The organism is Streptomyces sp. 135 (assembly GCF_020026305.1).
GTDB lineage: Bacteria > Actinomycetota > Actinomycetes > Streptomycetales > Streptomycetaceae > Streptomyces.
The window spans coordinates 3,681,912-3,699,875 of the sequence record NZ_CP075691.1 but is presented as its reverse complement, the minus strand read 5'-3'; the positions used below and the strand labels follow the sequence as shown (position 1 = coordinate 3,699,875).

Below are 17,964 nucleotides of genomic sequence, written 5' to 3'. Positions count from 1 at the left end.
CTCAGGATAGGCGCCGGGACGGGCAATGACGCCTGGGCTGCATGGGGCGGCGGGGAGGGAATCCACAGGGCGCGCCCTACGCCCCCGACACCGGGAACGCCACGTCGCACACCTCGTCCTCGGGCCCGCTGCGGTCCCAGTCGGCGAAGTACACCTCGCGGCACGGCCCCGTCAGGGTCAGACCCCGCTCGGCCGCCCAGGCCTCCACGGCGTCGAAGGCCGCGATGATCTGCGGATAGGCGACCTGCGCCTTGGTGATCCTGGTGTAGGCGAGGCGGTGCGCGGGCTCCACCCGCACCTGGAGGTCCCGCGAGCGCCCCTGGGCCGCGACCCACGCGCGGGCCGCCTCGGCGTCCGCGACCGGCACGCAGGACTCGGCGGGCCCGTCGCTCTCCTCGGTCACGTCCGCGTGGTAGGCGACGAAGTGCGGGGCGGCGATGCCCCCGCACTCCTCCTCGGCCGCCCGCTCCAGCCGCTCCGCCGAGGCGGCGATCCAGGCCGGCAGCTCCCGGGCACCGACATGGCGGGTCTCACTCAGGACGTACCTCTCCGGTACGTCCACCGTCTTCACCTCGAATGTCGCGTACAACTCGGCGTTCCTTCCCGACAGTCGTCCACGGAGGTAGCGCGCGAGGGTCCGCTGCTCGGCGAAGCGCTCCTCGACCCCGGCCCAGTAGGCGTCGAGCGTGCGCGCCGCCCGCTCCCCGTCGAGCCCCAGCATCCCGGCGATGCCGGCCAGCGGCATGTCGAGACGGCGCAGCATCGCCACCGTGCGGGCCTGTTCGATCTGGTCGGCCCGGTAGTAGCGGTAGCCACTGGCCTCGTCGACGTGCGCGGGCGTCAGGAGCCCGAGCCGGTCGTACAGCCGCAGCGCCTTCGGCGAGAGCCGCGCACGGGCGGCGAACACGCCGATGGAGAGCAGTTCTTCTGGTTGCGCGGTCACGGTCGCCATCCTCCGTCACCGGGCCGGCCGGCCCGGTGACGCAGACTCTGGGGTCTGCCCCAGGGGCAAGGTCAACGCCCGCCGCAGCCCGTCACTTCTCTCCGGCGTACGCGGCCCAGATCCGCGGCGGCAGCACGTTCCCGCGCCGCGAGTCCTTCCCCGCGACACCCGACATCGGCAGCAGCCGCGGCTCGCCGGGACGGACGCGGAAGACGGTCACCGCCGTCGAGAGGTCCTTGGTGAACCCGGTGACCCAGGCGGTCCGCAGCCGGTCCTGGTCGCCCGTGCGGCCCGCCGAGACCCCCGGCCCGAGGTCCTTGCCGCCCGCGCGCAGGGCGTCGGCGACCTCGCCCGCCACCCCTTCGTCCAGCGCGCGCCCCGGAGCGGGCCGCTCCAGGCCGGGCAGGGCCGAGCCGTCCTTGACGGCCTTGGTCACCGAGTAGGGGTCGTGCCGCAGCCCGCCGCCCGCGAAGGTGCCGTACGCCGCGGCCATCCGGATCGCGCTGGGCGTCGAGGTGCCGACGGAGAAGGACGGCTCCAGGGGCGCCATGCTCTGCGACAGCAGCCCCGCGTCGACGGCCGTCCGGCGGACCCGCTCCCGGCCGACGTCCTTGCCGAGGCGTACGTAGGTCGCGTTGCCGCCGGGATACAGGGCCGCGCGGAGGGTGGGGTGGTCGGGGTCGGGCCCGCCCGTGGCGCGGCGCAGGGTGCCGTCGGCGGCGTAGGAACTGTCGGCCAGGACGCTCTGCTCGGCCCCGGCGAGCGGGGAGTCGGGCGCGGAAACGCCGTGCTGGAGCGCGGCGGCGAGCACGAACGGCTTGAACGCCGAGCCCACCGGGACGCCGGACGTGTCCGCGTTGTTGCTGAAGTGCTCGGTGGCGTCGCGGCCGCCGTAGAGCGCCACCACCGCACCGTCGGACGGGCGCACGGACGCGGCGCCGACCTGCACGTGCCGGTCCGCCGCGCGGGTCTTCGGCGCGAGGTCACGCTTGAGGACCCGGCGCACGGCGCGCTCCAGGCGGGCCACCTTCTCCTTGTCGAAGGTGGTGTGGATCTCGTACCCGCCGCGCGCCAGCTCCTCGTCGGTGAGGCCGGTGCGCTGCTTGAGGTACTTGTTGGCGACGTCGACGAGGTAACCGGTCTGGCCGCCGAGGCTGGTGGAGCGCGACTGCCTGCGCGGCTCGGGGAACGTGCGGTGCTTCGCCCGCTCCTTCTTCGACATCAGGCCCACGTCGACCTGCCGGTCCAGGATCCACGCCCAGCGCCCGCGCGCCCGCTCGCGGTTGGCCTTGCCGCCCGCCGGGTCGTACAGCTCGGCGCCCTTCAGCATGGCGGCCAGGAACGCGCCCTGGCTGGGGTCCAGCTTCTCGGCGGGGATGCCGTAGTACGCGTGGGCGGCCGCCTCGATGCCGTTGGCCCCGCGCCCGAACCAGCTGGTGTTGAGATACCCCTCCAGGATCTCCTCCTTGCTCTTCTTGCGGTCCACTTTCAGCGCGATCACGAACTCCTTGACCTTCCGCGTGACGGTCTGGTCCTGCGAGAGGTAGGTGTTCTTCACGTACTGCTGGGTGATGGTGGAACCGCCCTGCGTCTCCTGCCCGCGGACCATGTTGACCGCCGCCCGCGCCAGGCCCTTCGGGGAGACGCCGGAGTCGTCGTAGAACGTCTCGTTCTCGGCGGCGATCACCGCGTTCACGGCGGCGGGGGCGATCTGGTCCAGCTCCACGTTCTGCCGGTTGACCTCGCCGGTGCTCACCATCTGGGTGCCGTCGGACCAGTAGTAGACGTTGGCCTCTCGGTGGATCCCGGCGTTCTCGTCGGGAATGTCCACGCTGGCGTACACACCGATCAGGAGCGCGGTGAGGGTGAGCGCGAAGAGACCGGCGGAGCCGAGCAGCTGCCGCCAGGAGGGCAGCCAGCGGCGGACGCCCGCGCGGCCGGAGCGCGGGTAGTCCACGAGACGCCGCACACGGCGGTGCACCCTCTTCCCACGAGCATGAATACCCATGTCGTGGGAGAGGGCGCCGCGCGCCGCCGGGTTGGCCCGGAAGGTGTTTGCGGTACGTAACAACCGCCGGGCCGCAGGTGAGCGGTGGTGCCGGTGGGTCCCGGTCAGCGGATCTTCGTCAGCTCGCCCTCGTCCTTGAGGACGGCGACCCCACGGGACCAGATGCTGTCGACCCGCTGCCGCTCCTGGGCGTTGGGCCGCGCGTTGGTGCAGGACGGGCCGGGGCCGCCGCCCGACATCAGCTCGCTGCACGGCCCCGAGTAGTGGTCGGGGAGACCGAGCACGTGACCCGTCTCGTGGGCCGTCACGCGCAGGGAGTTGTACTGCTGGTTCTGCCGGTAGTCCAGGAAGATGTAGCCGTGCCCGCGCCCGTCGGTGTAGGCGTACGAGCCGCGCGAGTCATTGCCCTCGCGGTACTCGAAGTCCGTGCCGCTGCTCGCCTCCTGGAGCTTCACGTTGCTCACCGAGGAGTTCCATATCTGCGTGCTCTGCGCTATCTGGCTGCGGAAGCTCGGGGCCCGGCTGGTGCTGTAGGTGACGGTGACGGCCTGGATGCCGGGCTTCGCCGCCTGCTTCTTCAGCGCCGACTTCATGACGGCTTCGAAGAACTGCCGGTTGGCGGCCTGGCTCTCGCCGGTGTACGAGGACGAGGAGTACGCGGAGGTGGCGTACGCCGCCGTGGACTTCTCGGCGGCGGGAGCGGGGGCGGCGGGGGCCGCGAACGCCGTGGGGGCGGTCAGGGCGGCCACGAGGGCGGCGGCGCCGAGGGCGGCGACGGCTCCGGTTCTGGTTCTGTTCATGTGGGGTGTGTCCCTTCCGGGATGGAGGCCTGCGGGTGCGGCCTCCGGTCGGGACGAGTATCGGGAGCCGGAGCGCGGTCGGACCCGATGCCATTAGGTGATAACTCAACGACATCAACCCCCGTGCAGACGGCGGGAGTTGGCGGGGCGGGTGCGGCTACGGCAGGCGCCTGACCTGATGGATGTCCCGTACGCAGAGATTGAGCACCGCGGTGGCCACGATGACTCCCGCGCAGACCAGGAGCACGGACCGCTCGGCGAACGTGTTCGAGAGCAGCGCGACGACAAGGTAGCCGAGCGGGATGGCGAGGCGCTCGCCGACCTGGTTGAAGGCGCTCATGCGGCCCAACTCCGCCTCGGGCACCTGCTGCTGGAAGGCCGTGACCCAGGTGACGCCCGCGACGTCCAGGCAGACACCCGCCAGCGCGGCGCACACCAGCAGCCACGGCAGCCCCAGGCCGAACGCCATCGCGGCCAGGGGCAGTGCCAGTCCCGCACTGGCGGCCACGGCCACGACGAGCAGTCGGCGCGGCTTCCACCGCAGGCACACGGCCGCACCCGCGAGCAGCCCGAAGGAGAAGGCCCCCTGGATCAGCCCCCAGGTGCGGGCCCCCGCGTAGTGCTCCTCGGCGACCACCGGGCCGAGCAGCTGGTAGCCCGCGAGGAACGCGGCGACCAGGACCGTCCCCGCGGCCGTGTACGTCCACAGCCAGGTCCGCGACCAGAAGCCCGTCCAGCCCGCCCGCAGGTCGGCGAGCGCGCCGCCACGGGTGGCCGGGGCGCCGAGCCGCAGCCCGAGCAGCAGGAACGCCGCGCCGGCGAAGGTGAGCGCGTCGAGGCCGAGCGCCCAGGCCGGGCCGCCGGCGGCGACGATCAGCCCGCCCGCGACCGGCCCGGCCACCTTGACGGCGTTGGTGGGCAGCCGCAGCAGGGCGTTGGCCTGCTGGAGCAGGTCCGGCGCGACGAGCTGCGGGAGGACGCCCTGCGCGGCGGGCGTGGTGAAGGCCACCGCGACGCCCGAGACGAAGCCGCAGGCCGCGATGGAGCCGGTGCCCGCGTGCCCCGTGGCCACCACCAGGGCGAGGGCGCCCTGCGCGACGGCGGCGATGAGGTTGCCGCCGAACAGCAGGCGGCTGCGCGAGAGCCGGTCGGCGAGGACGCCGCCGACCAGCAGGAAGGCCACGGTCGGCACGGTGTTGGCGGCGAGCACGGCACCGAGCGCCCCGGCTCCGCCACCCGCGCCGATGACCGCGTAGGCGAGGGCGAGCGGAGCCATCGCGGACCCGGTGGCGGAGACGAGCTGGGCGAGGAGGAACCGCCGGAAGGCGGCGAGGCGCAGGGGTGAGCGGGGGCGGGGGGCCGGGTGCGGTGCCGGTCCGGCCGCGGTGTCCGTGACGCTCATGTTCTCCCTGGTCGCTCGGCATGGTGGTGCGGCTCGGCGGGAAGCGTACGCCGGGCGAGGTCGAGGCCGCGCTGACCTCGCTGTCGTTCAGAGTGCGGCGCTCATGTCGGGGCAGGGACAGACGTGAAGGAATTGTGGTGCCCGCCGAATACGCCGTGGCATTCTGGCGCTGGCCCCCTAGCCCCCGGAGGCGATGTGACGTCATCAGACGTGGATGCGAGACGACGACCGGACGAGCCGGAGAAGCCGACAGGCCAGTACGGCGCGACCGGCACGGTCAACACGGCCAACGCGGCCAACGCGGCCAAACAGGGCGAAAAGGTCATCGAGTTGCAGCGCAAGGTCATCCAGCTGGAGAAGGCCGTGGAGTCCCACGCCACGGTGGACCAGGCGATCGGGATCGTCGTGGCCTTGGGGAAGCTGACCCCCGACCAGGGCTGGACCGTGCTCCGGGAGACCTCCCAGCACACCAACATGAAGCTGACCCGCGTCGCGGACCTGGTCGTCGCCTGGGGGTGCGCGGGGGAACTGCCGGAGAACGTACGCAGAGCCCTGGACGCCAGCCTCGCCCGCGCCCGGGCGACGTCCGAGTGCACGGAACCGACGGCATAGCGAAGGCAGCTCTCCACGCTGCATTTCCAACGAGGAGAGCCTGTCGCAGGAAGCTCCCGGGCGCCACCTGCGATTGCGGCCCCGGGTACCCGGGGCCGCACCTTCGAACCGTCCGTCTCAGGAGAAGTACGGCAAGCGCGGCAGCCGGGCCCCGCTAGGCCACGGTTTCGGCCAAGGTGTGGGCGACGATCGCGTTGGCGTGGCCGTGACCGATGCCGTGCTCGCTCTTGAGCCAGGCGACGAGTTCCATGTGCCGGGTCAGCGGGGAGTCGCGGACGAGCTGCTTCCACTCCTCGACGGGGCGGCCGTACTTCTTCTCGATGGAGGGGAAGTAGCTGGCGGGGCCCTTCACTGCGTTGCTCATGGCGCTCGGTTCCTCACGGTCGTGTGGTCGTATCAGCCCGCCGTACGCGGCGGCGTGCGGCGGTTCACTCATAGGACGTCAGGAAAGCCCCCGACTCATCGCCGGAGCCGGGGAAAACGCATGTGCCGTGCGTCACGTCGCTACGGATGCTCGGGCCCGGGCCGACGCGGTTCCCCGACCATGCGGATGTCGTCGGCGGCCCAGAGCACGAACCGTTCGACCGGCGCCACCTCGTGCCCCGGCGCGGGCCGGAACCGGAAGCGCTTGAGCAGCACGGCCAGGACCAACTGGGCCTCCACCATGGCCGGCCCGGCGCCCTCACAACCGCGCGGCCCCAGTCCGAAGGGCACGTAGGCGAGCCTCGGCCGCCCGGCCGCCTCCTCGGGGGTGAACCGCTCGGGGCGGAAGGCCTCGGGCTCGGGCCAGTAGGCGGGATTCATGTGGATGGCCCAGAACGGATAGAAGACGGTCGTGCCCGCCGGGATCTGGTACGCGCCGAGCCGCAGCGGCTCGGTCGTCTCCCGGGCGCCGTACGGGCCGGGCGGGTAGAGCCGCATCGACTCCTTGAGTACCAGCTCCAGATAGGTCAGGCGCCGCAGATCCGCGAAGCCGGGCGCCGCACGGTCGCCGACCACGTGGTCGAGCTCGGCGGCGACGCGGTCGGCGGCCGCGGGGTGCTGCCCGAGCAGATGCAGCGTCCAGGAGACGGCGACGCCGGTGGTGTGGTGGGCGGCCAGCAGCGTCACCATGACGGTGTCGCGGATCCGGGCGGGCTCCTCCCCGGCCTCGACGAGCGCGCCGATGAGGTCACTGCGGTCCGTACGGCCCCCGGAGCGGTGCGCGGCGATGACGCGGTCGACGGTGGCGCGCAGGTAGGCGAGGGAACCGGCGGCCGACGCCGCGCCCTCTTCGCGGGCCGGGCCCAGGTACGTCGTGAGGACGTCCTCGAAGGCGGCGGTGACCCGGTCCGGGTCCACGATGCCGGCGGCGGCGCCCCCGAGCGCGTACGCGCAGATCATCCGCAGCGACAGCGCGGTGAGGTCCTTCTGGAGCGCGACGGGCCCGTGCCCGGCCCGCTTCGCCCAGCGGTCCGCGAGCTCCGTCGCCAGCGTGGTGAAGTGAGCGAAGTGCCGTTCGTGGGAGGGCCGTCCGGCGAACACCGAGAGCAGCAGCCGCCGCCAGGGTCCGTGCTCCTCGGCGTCCAGCACCTGTAGGTTCCCGGCCTCGCACAGCGGCGCGAGGAACTCGAAGAGCCGCGCGGGCCGCTTGTCGACGTGCGCGGTGGCCTCCAGCAGCACGGGGTCGGCGACGGATACGGCGGTTCCCGCGCCGGGCAGCTGGAACCGTACGACGGGTCCGTACTCCTCATGCAGACGCAGCTGGTAGAGGTGCAGCCCACCCGCCGCCGCGACGGCCCCCACCCCTCCGTCGGCCTCCCGCTCGGGACCAGGGATACGCATGGCTGTGCCTCCTCGCTACGGCGTGGAGCGCCCACTCTGGCAGGCGGAGCCGACGCGGGTCAGCCGGTCGCCCTTGCGGGCGGAGCCCGGCCGTCAGCTCGCGACGAGGCCCGCGCGGAGCTTGGCGACGATCTTGGTGATGAGGCGGGAGACGTGCATCTGCGAGCAGCCCAGCACCTCGCCGATCTGGGTCTGCGTCTGCTCCTCGACGAAACGCAGGTGGATGATCCGGCGCTCACGGTCGTCGAGTTCGGCGATCAGCGGGGCCAGGGCGTGGAAGTCGTCGACGAGGTCGAAGCGGTCGTCGTCGACGCCGATGAAATCGGTCAGGGCCGACTCGGTGTCACCGTCGTTTCCGCTCAGGGCGGCATCCAGCGAGACGGAGGCGTACCCGTTCGAGGCCTTCTGCGCTTCGCTGACCTCGGCCGGGTCCAGCTGCATCAATTCGGCGAGTTCGCTGGTCGTGGGCGTACGGCCCAGGCGGGTGCGCAGTTCCTCGGTCGCCTTGGACAGTTCGATACGTGCTTCCTGGAGGCGCCGCGGCACGTGGACGGCCCAGCTGGTGTCGCGGAAGAACCGCTTGATCTCGCCGGTGATGTACGGGACGGCGAAGGTGGCGAACTCCACCTCACGGGTCAGCTCGAACCGGTCGATCGCCTTGATCAACCCGATCGTGCCGACCTGGACGATGTCCTCCATCTCCTGCGCGCCCCGGTGCTTGAACCGCGATGCCGCGTACCTCACCAGGGACAGGTTGATCTCGATCAGGCAGTTCCGCACGTACTGGTACTCGTGCGTGCCTTCCTCCAGCTCGCCGAGCCGGTCGAAGAAGCGCTTGGAGATCGCTCGCGCATCCCGCGGCGCCACCGACGCCGGATCCAGGTGGCACATACGCTCGACCAGGTCCTGCTCGGTCCGCGTCGTGGCCTGTTCCGTGGTCGTCACGGTGACCATGTGCCCCACCCCTACTTCGTCGTTGATTGTCCGGCTCATCGCGCTTGCCCGGCCGTCGGCCGTCCAAACACGAGGCCTGGGCCAGCGGGGGTGATTGTGATCAGCGCCTCGGTGTGAACGGCTCCACTCGGGACAATCGCTTTCTCCGGCACCCGCATAAGACACGGTCCCGCAAGGCACGGTCCCGCATAAGGCACGGTCCCGCGTAAGACGACACAGACTCGCATGAGCCACAGATGAGAAAGGCGCGCACAGACGTGACGAGCACCGTACGAGGCGTGGCTGGGGCGCTTGGCCTGGGGCGCCTGTGCAAGAGCGCCTTGGCCGCGACCGTCGCCTGGTGGATCGCCCACGATCTCCTGCACGCGAAGTCACCGGCGTTCGCACCGTTCTCCGCTGTGCTGATCATGAATGTGACGGTGTACCAGAGCAGGCCGTGCGCCGCGACCGTCGCCTTCGGGATCGCCCCATCGCTGCACGCGTTCGCAGGTCACGGCGTTCGCGTCGCCACCGGCGTTCTCGCGCTGTGCTGGTCCTGATCGGCTGTGGTCTCGGTGTGCTGGTGAACACGTGCGTCGCCCCGCCGCTGCGCTACCGCGGCGCCGAACAAGGTCTCCGCTCCCTCGCCTGCGAGATCGAGTCCCTGCTGAGCGACATGGCCCAAGGGCTGCGGCACCAGGACGTCAGCGCGCAGCCTGGCGGGCGAACGCGCCGCTCCGTCGGCTTCCACCGGCGTTCCACCGCTACCGGCGCGTCCTCAACGCGATGGAACGCGCCGTCTATCAACTCGTCTCACTCACGCGCAGCCTGCACCAGTGGCGCGAGAGCGAGGAGACCTACACCTACACGCCCGTCTTGCGGGCCTACGCCGACTTCGCGTCCAGCCTCCAGGACATCGCCGGCACCCTCTCCCGACTGGACGCCGATGTCCTGGAGAGCCAGGCCGAACAGGTCTGCCGCCAGTCCGCGACGGCCCAGCGAGCCCTCAAGGACGTCCTCGACGCGGCGCAGGAGCATCGGCTGCCGCTGGCAGACCCCTCCCGGCCCTACGGCGTACTCATCGTCGAGGCCACCCGCCTGATGGAAGAGTTCCAGTACACCGGCGACACGCTGAGAACCACCGCTGCCGGTCCGGAGTGAAGAGGTGGGCGGGCAGAGGGGCTCAAGCGCCATGGGCCCCGGCCCGCCTCCGGTGCCACCGGGCCGCGGCCGGTCCGGCGTATCCGGCGATTGATGTTCGGACGTGTGCTCCGTCTAGGGTGCGTCGGTCCCGCCGCTGCGGCGGCCCATCGACGCAGAGGAAAGCCGGTGATCTCCCAGGCTTCGGCGTCCGACCCGGCACCCGGGCGGAGCCCTGAGGTGGTCCCCGACCGGGATGTGGAGGCGGCCCGCATCACCGCGGTACGCCGCTACGACATCCTCGACACACCGCCCGACGGTGCGTTCGGCCGGGTCGCGGCGATGGCCGGCCGCCTCTTCGACGTGCCCGTGGCCACGGTCACGATCGTCGACAGCGACCGCATCTGGTTCAAGGCCGCCCACGGCCTCGACGGCGTCAAGGAGATCGGCCGCGATCCGGGCCTGTGCGGCTCGGCGATCCTGCGCGATGACGCACTGGTGATACCCGACACACTCAGCGACCCGGTGGCGGCGGGCAATCCGCTGGTCGCCGGAGAGATGGGGGTGCGCTTCTACGCGGCCGCATCCATCACCACTCCGGACGGCCACCGGCTGGGCACGGTCAACGTCCTCGACACCAAGCCGCGCTCGATCACCGAGGACGACATCGCCACCCTGTCCGACCTGGCCGCCATCGTCATGGACGAGATGGAACTGCGGCTGTCGGCACTGCGCGCGCTGCGCGACGAGCAGGAGCGGCGGGCGGCCGAGAGCCGGCACGCCGAGATGGAACGGGCGCGTGCCGAGGCGGAACGCGCGGCGCGGGAGCAGGCGGAGAAGGACAAAGCCGCCATCGCGGCGTTCGCCTCCACTCTCCAGCGCACACTGCTGCCGCCCGCGCTTCCCGTGGGGCCCGGCCTTGAACTCGCCTGCCACTACCACACGGCCTCCGTGCATGACGTCGGCGGCGACTTCTACGACGGCTTTCCCGTCGACGAGGACCGGTGGGCGTTCTTCCTCGGCGACGTGTGCGGCAAGGGCCCGGAAGCGGCGACCGTCACCGCTCTGGCCCGCCACACCCTGCGTGCCGCGGCGCAGATCGATCCGGACCCGGTCACCGTCCTGGGCACACTCAACACCGCCCTGCTCACCGACGTCGCCGCCGGCAGCCGCTTCTGCACCGCGCTCTTCGGCCTCCTGACACCACGGGAGGACGGAGGCTTCACCGTCACCGTCGCCACCGGCGGCCCCCCCCGGCCTACCATGTGCGCTCCGACGACAGCGGCTCCGCCTGGGTCAAGGCGGTACGCCCCAAGGGGGGCATGCTCATCGGCGCCTTCCCTGAGGCTCACTTCGCCCAGAGCACCTTCCGCCTGGCGCCCGGGGAGGGCCTGTTCTTCTACACCGACGGGCTGACCGAGGCCCGTACCGCCCAGGGCACCATGCTCGGTGAGGACGGCCTGACCGGTTTCCTCCACCAGCGCACCGGCCCCCCTGACCGCCACCGCCCTGGTGGACGACGCCGTCGCGCTACTGGCGTCGCTGACCGAGGGGGCCGGTGACGACGTGGCCCTGCTCACCCTGTCCGTACCCGACTCCGAAGCCGCACCCGAGGCCGGTGTCGTCGCCACCGCCTACACCGCCGCCACACCCGAACACCTCGGCCAGGAGTGATGACCGACGTGACCCACACGCTCCGCCTGACAGTTCAGCGTCCCGGCCCCCACGTCGCCATTGCCGCGGTCATCGGCGACGTGGACATGCGGACCGTCCCCTCGCTGCGCACCCAGGCCCTGGAGATCATCCAGCAAGGACCGCCTCATGTGGTCCTGGACCTGGCGCAGGTCGGTTTCTGCGATTCCTCCGGCCTCAGCGCTCTCATCGGGATCTGACACGCGGCCCGAGCGGCGGGCGGCTCCCTCAGCCTCGCCGGCGTACCCGAGCGCCTGATGCGCATGCTCGTCAGCACCGGCGTCGACTCACTTCTGGCCGGCCACGCCACAGTCGCCGACGCGGTCTCCGCCATTACGGGCGCCGTGGGCGCCACGAGCAGCCAATCCGTGTCCGCGAACGGATAAGCAAAACTTCCGTGCCGCCGAGTGAAGACCGTGAACGTAATTCTCGGTCTCTCTCGACGGCACGGAAGCAGGCTTCGTGCGTCGCGGCCGCCCACGGCGTCAGCCATCAGCGGTCGCGCTGAAAAGGGAATTCCCTCGGGCTGTGGTGCGGTCAGTTCCTGCCGATGTCCTTGCCGACGTCCTTGGCCTTCTCCTTGGCCTGGCGGGTGTCACCCTGCGTCTTCTCGGCTCGTCCTTCGGCGGTCAGGCGCTCGTTGCCCGTGACGCGACCGGCGGCTTCCTTGGCGGCGCCCTTGGCCTGCTCGGTCTTCGCCTTTGCCTTCTCGTTGGCGGTCATGTCCGCTCACGCCTCCTTGGCATCGCTGGCACCATTTATGTTCTGCCGTTCATCTGGCCGTTCTGGCGTCAGCCAAACGTCCCGCCCGCATTCGGTTTTTCCAGCGGCGCACCCCATAAAAAGAAGCTCCACTTCTCCGCGTTTGCGGGACTGACTTGAGAGCATCAGCTTGGCCAGGAGGTTGATATCGATGGTTCCCCTGCTTCTGGTTCTTCTTCTGGCCCTGATCCTCTTCGGCGCGGGTTTCGCCTTGAAGGCTTTGTGGTGGATCGCGGTCATCGTGCTGGTGGTGTGGCTGCTCGGCTTCGTGATCCGGCCCGCTGCGAGCGGCGGCCGCAAGGGACGCTGGTACCGGTGGTGAGCCACGCCGTCGACTGAGGACGGCATGGCGCGGCGTGGTGAGGGATAGGCGCCGCTGCCGCCAGAGAGGTGGACCCGGCCTTGGACGGCCGGGTCCCCCTCTCGTCATAGAGGACTCGCTCACAGGGCCGACGCGCGTGGGCGTGGGCGAGGACGTGGACAGGCGGTCGGCGCCCCGGCCCGGCCCGGTGTCGACCGCCGGCGGGAGGGGCGCCCCCCAACCTCCGACCCACGACCCGCGACCCCGACCGCGTCCCGGACACTGGGAAGCGCGCCACCGACTATCAGGGCAGTCGCGACGCGCCTGGATAACGCGCCTGGACCAAACCGTCGAAGCCGCTCCCCGACACCGCCCAGGAAGAACGCCGCTCCCCAACACCGCCCAGGAAGGACTGAGAGGACCACACCCATGAGTGAGCGGGTGCCCGTGAAAGTGCTGCTGCTGTTCGGTGGTCAGGCGGAGATCGTCGCCGATGTGCCGCCGGAGGAACGGTCCGAGCCGGCCCGGTATCCGGCGGTGGAGATCGCGGAGGCCGTCGGCCTGGAGCCCGAGGCGCTGCCCGGCCGGAAGCTCACCGCGTCCGTGGGTGTCGATGACCGCCTGTCGGACTGGCGGCTGACCGACCAGGAGCCGGGCCTCAGCTCCTGAGGCTGCAAAGAGCCCTGCTGGCTGAGCCGCGCATCCCAGGCCACGGGCCGCGGTCCGCAACGTCGTTGCGCGCGACAAACGCGGCGACGTCGACGGTCACCCCCGGGATACTGGTCACCCATGGATGAAGTCGAAGTCGTCGTCGCCCATTCCGAGCGCGCGACCCTGCACGTCGGCGACGTGTTCCTGAAGGTGGACGCCGACCAGGCGCGCATCGACGCCGAGGCGATGACTCTGGCGCCGGTCCCGACCCCGGAGGTCCTGTGGCGCAAGCCGTCCGTACTCGCCATCGCCGCGGTCCCGGGGACGGCGCTCGGCAGCCTGGGCAAACCGTCGACGGCGTCACCGGCGGCGTGGGTCGCGGCGGGCGCCGCCATTCGGAAGTTGCATGACGCGCCATTGCCGCCCTGGCCCGGCCGGGCCAGAAGGGGGCCCGACGAGCTGGCGGCGGATCTCGACGGCGAGTGCGAGGTGCGCGAAGGTGGCAGCGACGGACAGGCCCCGTACGTGAAAGAGCCGGCGTACGTCCTCGACGCGGCGAACGACTCGTTCACGGTGCTGTTCGAGGACGGCGACGGTTGGTCGGTGCGCGAGGGCGGCCCGATGTCGCTGTGGGGAGAGGCCGAGCAGTCGCTCGCGCTGTGGCACGCGGCGGGCTCGCCGGCCGTAACCGAGTTCGGGGTGAGCGTCGAGCCGGACCGCCAACGAATTTGGCTTGAAAACGCCGCCGACGGGCCCAGTTGGTGCCTGCCGGTCGCGCCTGGCTCGTGACGGAACGGCAGAATGCCCTCGCCTCGTGCGCGGGCTGTCGAGGCGCCTGCCGGGCGTAGCGTGTCCGTCCGAGCCGAGGCGCCGAACCCTATGAGACAGAGCGAACCGCCCCGCCCCGCACTGGGAGCGGGGCGGTTTCCATGATCACTGGGGATGGGGAATCTATGTGGACTCCGGGCAGCAGAGAGGCCCCCCGTTCGAATGAACGAGGGGCCTCACACGTGCTCTGACCTGCTATGCAGTTAGTGCCCCCGGCAGGATTCGAACCTGCGACACCCGCTTTAGGAGTGGGATCGAATCCCTGCCGGGGCGTGACTGACCGTTCTGCGTGGTGCTGTTTTGCCTGTTCAGACACTTGTTGCCTTCTCTGACGTGACAGCTTGATCTACCTGATGCTGCCCCGTCCGCTCACGCATCGCTCACGCACCACCAGCCCGAGGGTCAGCGCTTCCGCAGGTCCTCGTGAGGCACGAGAAGGGTGCTGCCTCCCGCCCATTTCGTTCCACACACGTGGCAGATCACGTACCAGTCGTCGCTTGGCGCGCTCTCGTCCATGTGCCCATGCTGGCCGGTCCCAGGGCACTCGTTGGTGATTTCTTCCTGACGCATTGCTTCTCCCCTGTGTCTGGTTGATCAGGCCGCGCCGTCGGCCGCGACAGCGGTGGAGCGGATCGAGTGGATGACGGACACCATCGCGTCCACTTCGGTATCAGGAAAGATCGCCTCGGGGCCGGTCGGCGCAAGCGCGGTGAACGGCGACTCATACAGCGCGTCGACGTCAATGGTGCCGTTACGCGCCAGATAGTCGATCAGCTCGTTGAGGAAGCGGAGCTGGTTGGCCGTGAACGTCTTGCCCTGCTGGAAGGTGTCGAAGGCCAAGGCCGCTGCTTCCCGCTCCAAGCCCGTCAGCGACCGCAGGAAAAGGCCGAGGCCGCCCTTGGCGTCCTTGATGTAGTCGATGTCTGCTGTGGTGCCGAGACCGGCCTCGACGAAGATTTGTTCCAACTGTGACAGGTCAGTGGCGGTGATTTGCTTGTTGCGACGGATCTTCTGGACGGCGAGCTGGTCCTGATGCGTGTTGAGGTAGATACGGATCTTCTGCTCGAAACGCGTGAGATCGGTGCCGATCTCCATGCCGCTGAGCGTGGCAGCGGTCAGCTCGCCGAGCTCGTCCTCAAAGTCGGTGTAGACAATGCTGCGCTTGGTCTTCTCGATCAGCCGGACGAGCCCGCGTAGGCGGCGGCGCATCGTCTCCAGCAGGGGAAGCGTCACGTCCTGCCACCACGCGTCGCCGGCCACTTCGTCGAGCAGGAGCTGCTGGGCCTTGATTGCAGGGATAGTCAGCTGGTCGAGCAGTGTGGACGCGATCTCCTGGACTTGGTCCCGCAGGCGAGTAAAGCTCGGGTCGCCATTCAGAACGGCGAGTTGGAGGCGAAGCGAAAGCAGGTCGAATCGCTTGGCCTCCTCCCCGGTGTCGTCCTTGTCGCGGAAGGCCGTCGGAAGTCCTGATAGGTGATCGACGACTTGGCTGTGCGCGTCAGGCGTGAATGCAAGCCACGCATCGAAGTCCGCGAAGGTTTCAATCTGCTCGCGGTGCGGACGGACCAGGAAGTTGTCCGGATTCATCGCCGTCACCTCGTCGTGCAGGCGTGTAGCGAGGTCCCAGCGCAAGCCCTCATCACTAACCGTGCCATCGGACTCTGGCCGTACGGCAGACTCCGTCGCCTCTTGGCCAGGGTCTTCTGCCCCGTCGAGGGCGAGGAGCAGGTCGGCGCGGCGTTCGAAGATCCGCTGGCTCAGGGAGGGGGCGACCCTGCCTTCAGCGCGCATCAGGTTCTGGTTGAAGAACTCGATGTTCTGGCACAGGTCAAAAACCAGGAAGCCGTCTTTGCTCCGGTTCGGGCCGAACAGGTCGGGTGCAAGGCGAGTGCCGCGACCGACCATCTGCCAGAACTTGGTCTTGGACCGCACCAGCTTGAAGAAGACCAGGTTGACGACCTCAGGCACATCGATGCCGGTGTCCAGCATGTCCACGGAGATGGCGATCTGGGGAAGTTCCGCAGCATCGGTGAACTTGTCGATGAGGCTCTGGGCGTACTCGGTGCGGTAGGTGATGACCTGAGCGAAGGCGCCCTTGAGGTGCGGGTAGTTCTTGTCGAACCGCTCTGCGATGAACTCCGCGTGGCGGTTGTTGGCGGCGAAGATGATGGTTTTGCCGAGCTTGTCGCCACCGTCGACCTTCAGGCCATGAGTCATGAGGGTCTGCAGGACCTTGTCGACGGTGTCGGCATTGAAGAGGTACTTGTTCAGTTCCTCTGTGGTGATCTCGTCAGGGATTTGCCCATCCTCGCTCCACTCCGTCTCGTCCCATTTCTCCTTGTCCTCGTCGGAGAGGTCGTCGTACTTGATGCCGCCCCTCTGGAACTTCAGCGGGACATCAACAGCACGCGGCGCCACCAGGTAGCCCTCAGCCACCGCCTCGTCCAGGCTGTAGACATCAGTGGGCACGCCATCCTCAAGCTCGAAGCGGCGATAGGTGTTCCGGTCGACCTCGTCCTTAGGCGTCGCTGTCAGGCCAACAAGGAGTGCGTCGAAGTAGTCGAAGATCGCACCATATCGCTGGTAGATCGAGCGGTGTGCCTCATCGATGACGATCAGGTCGAAAAAGCCAGGGCCGAAGGGACGGCGGCCCGCAGCGTCGGTCTGATCGATCAGATTCATCATCGTCGGATAGGTGGAGACGAATACCCGTGCGTTGGGGTCCTTCTCCTCCAGCAGGTTGACGACGGGGGCACCAGGCAGATGCTTCTTGAACTCGTTGGTGGCTTGCTTGACCAAGGCGGTGCGGTCAGCGAGGAAGAGGATGCGTTTGGCCCAGTTTGCGCGCATCATCAAGTCGCTCAGCGCGATTACGGTGCGGGTTTTTCCGGATCCAGTTGCCATCACGAGCAGGGCGTGGCGCAGTGAGTCCTTTTCAAAGGAGTCGGCAATCCGTCTTATTGCACGGGACTGGTAGTGGCGGCCGGCGATCTGCTCGTTGATCGGCATCTTGGCGAGGCTTCGGCGGCTGGCTCGCCGTTGGACCAAGAGACGAAGTTCATCCTTGGTGTAAAAGCCTTGCACCTGACGGGGAGGGTACCTGAGGTCATCGAACAAGTAGGTGCGGTAGCCGTTGGTGTAGAAGATCACCGGCCGCTGCTTGAACTGATCTTCCAGGGCCTTGGCGTAGACGGTCGCTTGATACTTGCCCTGCTGGGGGTCGCGGGTGGTTCGCTTGGCCTCAACGACGGCCAGAGGCTTGCCGTCGTCGTCCCACAGGACGTAGTCAACCTTGCCCTTGCCAGAGGGCGCGGCCGCGGGCGGCAACCCAGTGACCGGGTACTCGCGGTCCTTCGGCTGGTCCAGGTCCCAGCCAGCCTCCTTGAGAAGGAGGTCAATAATCAGGGTGCGGGTCTGGGCTTCGTTGTAGTCGTGTGTGTCCGGCTGTGCCTCGTTAGCGACCTTGGCTGCCTTGATCTGTGCGCGCAGCTCGGCGATCTCTGCATCGAGATCCTCGTTCTTCTTTCGCTCCGCGATCAGCGCGGCATCCTGCTCAGCGTGCTTCTCTGCCTGGGCCTTCAGCTCGGCCTGCTTGGCGATGCGCACCTCTGCGGGGACTGGCCGAGGTATCAGCGTTGTATCGAAGGCGAGTGTGGACGGAGGCAGCTTGGTCTGATCGCGGGTGTAGGTGCGGGCCATCCAGTACAGGACGTGGAAAAGCTCAGCGAGCGTGCGCACCGCGTCCTGAGGAGTGATGGGGGTCTTGCGGTGCACCGCGATGTTGCCTTGCCGACGGATCACATCCATTTTTGCCCGCACCGCTGGGCCGGCCACCCGTACTAACGTCGGCTCGGCAATCAGTGCGGCTAGATCACGTCGATACGGCAACCTAAGCGTGTCGTCGGCCTCGAACAGCCACGCCACCGCGAGTTCCAACACCCGGCGCACGTAAAATGCGGATGCCCTCGGGTCCGCGTATGCCAATCGCTCGGCGTGTATCGCCTCACGGTGCAGTTCTGGCCACTCGGCCTTGAGGAACTCAAAGTTGCTCACGGGGAGACCTTTCAC

Annotated in this window: 17 protein-coding genes and 2 pseudogenes; 10 read left to right on the top strand and 9 right to left on the bottom strand. The window is 69.2% G+C overall.

The window, feature by feature from the left end; genetic code table 11:
* Positions 1 to 76: 76 nt before the first annotated feature.
* The 4 genes from KKZ08_RS16580 to KKZ08_RS16565 all read right to left on the bottom strand — a co-directional run bounded on the left by KKZ08_RS16580 (position 77) and on the right by KKZ08_RS16565 (position 5,153).
* Complete coding sequence (locus tag KKZ08_RS16580) at positions 77 to 943, bottom strand: MerR family transcriptional regulator (RefSeq protein WP_223775192.1); 867 nt, start codon at positions 941 to 943, stop codon at positions 77 to 79.
* Positions 944 to 1,034: 91 nt separating this feature from the next.
* A complete protein-coding gene (locus tag KKZ08_RS16575; protein ID WP_223775191.1) occupies positions 1,035 to 2,951 on the bottom strand; it encodes a transglycosylase domain-containing protein in 1,917 nt (638 codons plus the stop codon).
* Positions 2,952 to 3,055: 104 nt separating this feature from the next.
* Positions 3,056 to 3,751, bottom strand: a complete 696-nt coding sequence (gene snpA / locus KKZ08_RS16570; protein WP_223775190.1) for a snapalysin — start codon at positions 3,749 to 3,751, stop codon at positions 3,056 to 3,058.
* 157 nt (positions 3,752 to 3,908) lie between these two features.
* The gene (locus KKZ08_RS16565; RefSeq protein WP_223775189.1) at positions 3,909 to 5,153 is read right to left on the bottom strand and encodes an MFS transporter; all 1,245 of its coding nucleotides are present in this window, start codon (positions 5,151 to 5,153) and stop codon (positions 3,909 to 3,911) included.
* A gap of 195 nt (positions 5,154 to 5,348) precedes the next feature.
* Here KKZ08_RS16565 and KKZ08_RS16560 point away from each other — a divergent pair, with 195 nt between their 5' ends.
* Positions 5,349 to 5,765: an ANTAR domain-containing protein gene (locus tag KKZ08_RS16560; protein ID WP_346657879.1), complete on the top strand. Its 417-nt coding sequence runs from the start codon at positions 5,349 to 5,351 to the stop codon at positions 5,763 to 5,765.
* A gap of 154 nt (positions 5,766 to 5,919) precedes the next feature.
* On the opposite strand, the gene KKZ08_RS16555 is transcribed toward KKZ08_RS16560, so the two are convergent.
* The 3 genes from KKZ08_RS16555 to KKZ08_RS16545 all read right to left on the bottom strand — a co-directional run bounded on the left by KKZ08_RS16555 (position 5,920) and on the right by KKZ08_RS16545 (position 8,480).
* Complete coding sequence (locus KKZ08_RS16555) at positions 5,920 to 6,129, bottom strand: DUF4287 domain-containing protein (protein WP_223775188.1); 210 nt, start codon at positions 6,127 to 6,129, stop codon at positions 5,920 to 5,922.
* 140 nt (positions 6,130 to 6,269) lie between these two features.
* A complete protein-coding gene (locus KKZ08_RS16550; protein ID WP_223775187.1) occupies positions 6,270 to 7,589 on the bottom strand; it encodes a cytochrome P450 in 1,320 nt (439 codons plus the stop codon).
* Between the two features lie 93 nt (positions 7,590 to 7,682).
* Positions 7,683 to 8,480 carry a SigB/SigF/SigG family RNA polymerase sigma factor gene (locus KKZ08_RS16545; RefSeq protein WP_223779082.1) on the bottom strand — a complete coding sequence of 266 codons (798 nt, stop codon included), beginning with the start codon at positions 8,478 to 8,480 and terminating at the stop codon, positions 7,683 to 7,685.
* 341 nt (positions 8,481 to 8,821) lie between these two features.
* Between KKZ08_RS16545 and KKZ08_RS16540 the strand changes: the two genes are divergently transcribed.
* The 6 genes and pseudogenes from KKZ08_RS16540 to KKZ08_RS16520 all read left to right on the top strand — a co-directional run bounded on the left by KKZ08_RS16540 (position 8,822) and on the right by KKZ08_RS16520 (position 11,554).
* Positions 8,822 to 9,082, top strand: a complete 261-nt coding sequence (locus KKZ08_RS16540; RefSeq protein WP_223775186.1) for a hypothetical protein — start codon at positions 8,822 to 8,824, stop codon at positions 9,080 to 9,082.
* A gap of 226 nt (positions 9,083 to 9,308) precedes the next feature.
* Positions 9,309 to 9,683, top strand: a complete 375-nt coding sequence (locus KKZ08_RS16535) for a hypothetical protein (RefSeq protein WP_223775185.1) — start codon at positions 9,309 to 9,311, stop codon at positions 9,681 to 9,683.
* 93 nt (positions 9,684 to 9,776) lie between these two features.
* Positions 9,777 to 10,877 (top strand): annotated as a pseudogene (locus tag KKZ08_RS38655) (SpoIIE family protein phosphatase); the annotation flags it as partial.
* A gap of 50 nt (positions 10,878 to 10,927) precedes the next feature.
* Complete coding sequence (locus tag KKZ08_RS38650) at positions 10,928 to 11,224, top strand: serine/threonine-protein phosphatase (RefSeq protein WP_263303346.1); 297 nt, start codon at positions 10,928 to 10,930, stop codon at positions 11,222 to 11,224.
* Positions 11,175 to 11,336, top strand: coding sequence for a hypothetical protein (locus KKZ08_RS16525; protein WP_223779377.1), 162 nt, complete (start codon positions 11,175 to 11,177; stop codon positions 11,334 to 11,336). The genes KKZ08_RS38650 and KKZ08_RS16525 overlap by 50 nt, the downstream gene beginning before the upstream one ends.
* On the top strand, positions 11,336 to 11,554 hold the full coding sequence (locus tag KKZ08_RS16520; protein WP_223775184.1) for an STAS domain-containing protein: 219 nt from the start codon (positions 11,336 to 11,338) through the stop codon (positions 11,552 to 11,554). The genes KKZ08_RS16525 and KKZ08_RS16520 overlap by 1 nt, the downstream gene beginning before the upstream one ends.
* Before the next feature lie 337 nt (positions 11,555 to 11,891).
* Here KKZ08_RS16520 and KKZ08_RS16515 read toward each other — a convergent pair whose 3' ends face one another.
* The gene (locus KKZ08_RS16515) at positions 11,892 to 12,077 is read right to left on the bottom strand and encodes a CsbD family protein (protein WP_223775183.1); all 186 of its coding nucleotides are present in this window, start codon (positions 12,075 to 12,077) and stop codon (positions 11,892 to 11,894) included.
* A gap of 190 nt (positions 12,078 to 12,267) precedes the next feature.
* Between KKZ08_RS16515 and KKZ08_RS16510 the strand changes: the two genes are divergently transcribed.
* The 3 genes and pseudogenes from KKZ08_RS16510 to KKZ08_RS16500 all read left to right on the top strand — a co-directional run.
* A complete protein-coding gene (locus KKZ08_RS16510) occupies positions 12,268 to 12,438 on the top strand; it encodes a hydrophobic protein (RefSeq protein WP_223775182.1) in 171 nt (56 codons plus the stop codon).
* 408 nt (positions 12,439 to 12,846) lie between these two features.
* Positions 12,847 to 13,086 (top strand): hypothetical protein, encoded by a 240-nt coding sequence (locus tag KKZ08_RS16505; protein ID WP_223775181.1) that lies wholly within the window; start codon positions 12,847 to 12,849, stop codon positions 13,084 to 13,086.
* Positions 13,087 to 13,206: 120 nt separating this feature from the next.
* A pseudogene (locus KKZ08_RS16500) lies at positions 13,207 to 13,662 on the top strand (aminoglycoside phosphotransferase family protein); the annotation flags it as partial.
* 828 nt (positions 13,663 to 14,490) lie between these two features.
* On the opposite strand, the gene KKZ08_RS16495 reads toward KKZ08_RS16500, so the two are convergent.
* Positions 14,491 to 17,949 carry a DEAD/DEAH box helicase family protein gene (locus KKZ08_RS16495; protein WP_223775179.1) on the bottom strand — a complete coding sequence of 1,153 codons (3,459 nt, stop codon included), beginning with the start codon at positions 17,947 to 17,949 and terminating at the stop codon, positions 14,491 to 14,493.
* Positions 17,950 to 17,964: the final 15 nt, after the last annotated feature.

Coding starts and splice junctions, on each gene's coding strand:
- KKZ08_RS16545 (WP_223779082.1), bottom strand. CDS start 8,480: ATGTGCCACCTGGATCCGGCGTCGGTGGCGCCGCGGGATGCGCGAGCG.
- KKZ08_RS16535 (WP_223775185.1), top strand. CDS start 9,309: ATGGAACGCGCCGTCTATCAACTCGTCTCACTCACGCGCAGCCTGCAC.
- KKZ08_RS16575 (WP_223775191.1), bottom strand. CDS start 2,951: ATGGGTATTCATGCTCGTGGGAAGAGGGTGCACCGCCGTGTGCGGCGT.
- KKZ08_RS16505 (WP_223775181.1), top strand. CDS start 12,847: ATGAGTGAGCGGGTGCCCGTGAAAGTGCTGCTGCTGTTCGGTGGTCAG.
- snpA (WP_223775190.1), bottom strand. CDS start 3,751: ATGAACAGAACCAGAACCGGAGCCGTCGCCGCCCTCGGCGCCGCCGCC.
- KKZ08_RS16550 (WP_223775187.1), bottom strand. CDS start 7,589: ATGCGTATCCCTGGTCCCGAGCGGGAGGCCGACGGAGGGGTGGGGGCC.
- KKZ08_RS16565 (WP_223775189.1), bottom strand. CDS start 5,153: ATGAGCGTCACGGACACCGCGGCCGGACCGGCACCGCACCCGGCCCCC.
- KKZ08_RS16520 (WP_223775184.1), top strand. CDS start 11,336: ATGACCGACGTGACCCACACGCTCCGCCTGACAGTTCAGCGTCCCGGC.
- KKZ08_RS16555 (WP_223775188.1), bottom strand. CDS start 6,129: ATGAGCAACGCAGTGAAGGGCCCCGCCAGCTACTTCCCCTCCATCGAG.
- KKZ08_RS16510 (WP_223775182.1), top strand. CDS start 12,268: ATGGTTCCCCTGCTTCTGGTTCTTCTTCTGGCCCTGATCCTCTTCGGC.
- KKZ08_RS16515 (WP_223775183.1), bottom strand. CDS start 12,077: ATGACCGCCAACGAGAAGGCAAAGGCGAAGACCGAGCAGGCCAAGGGC.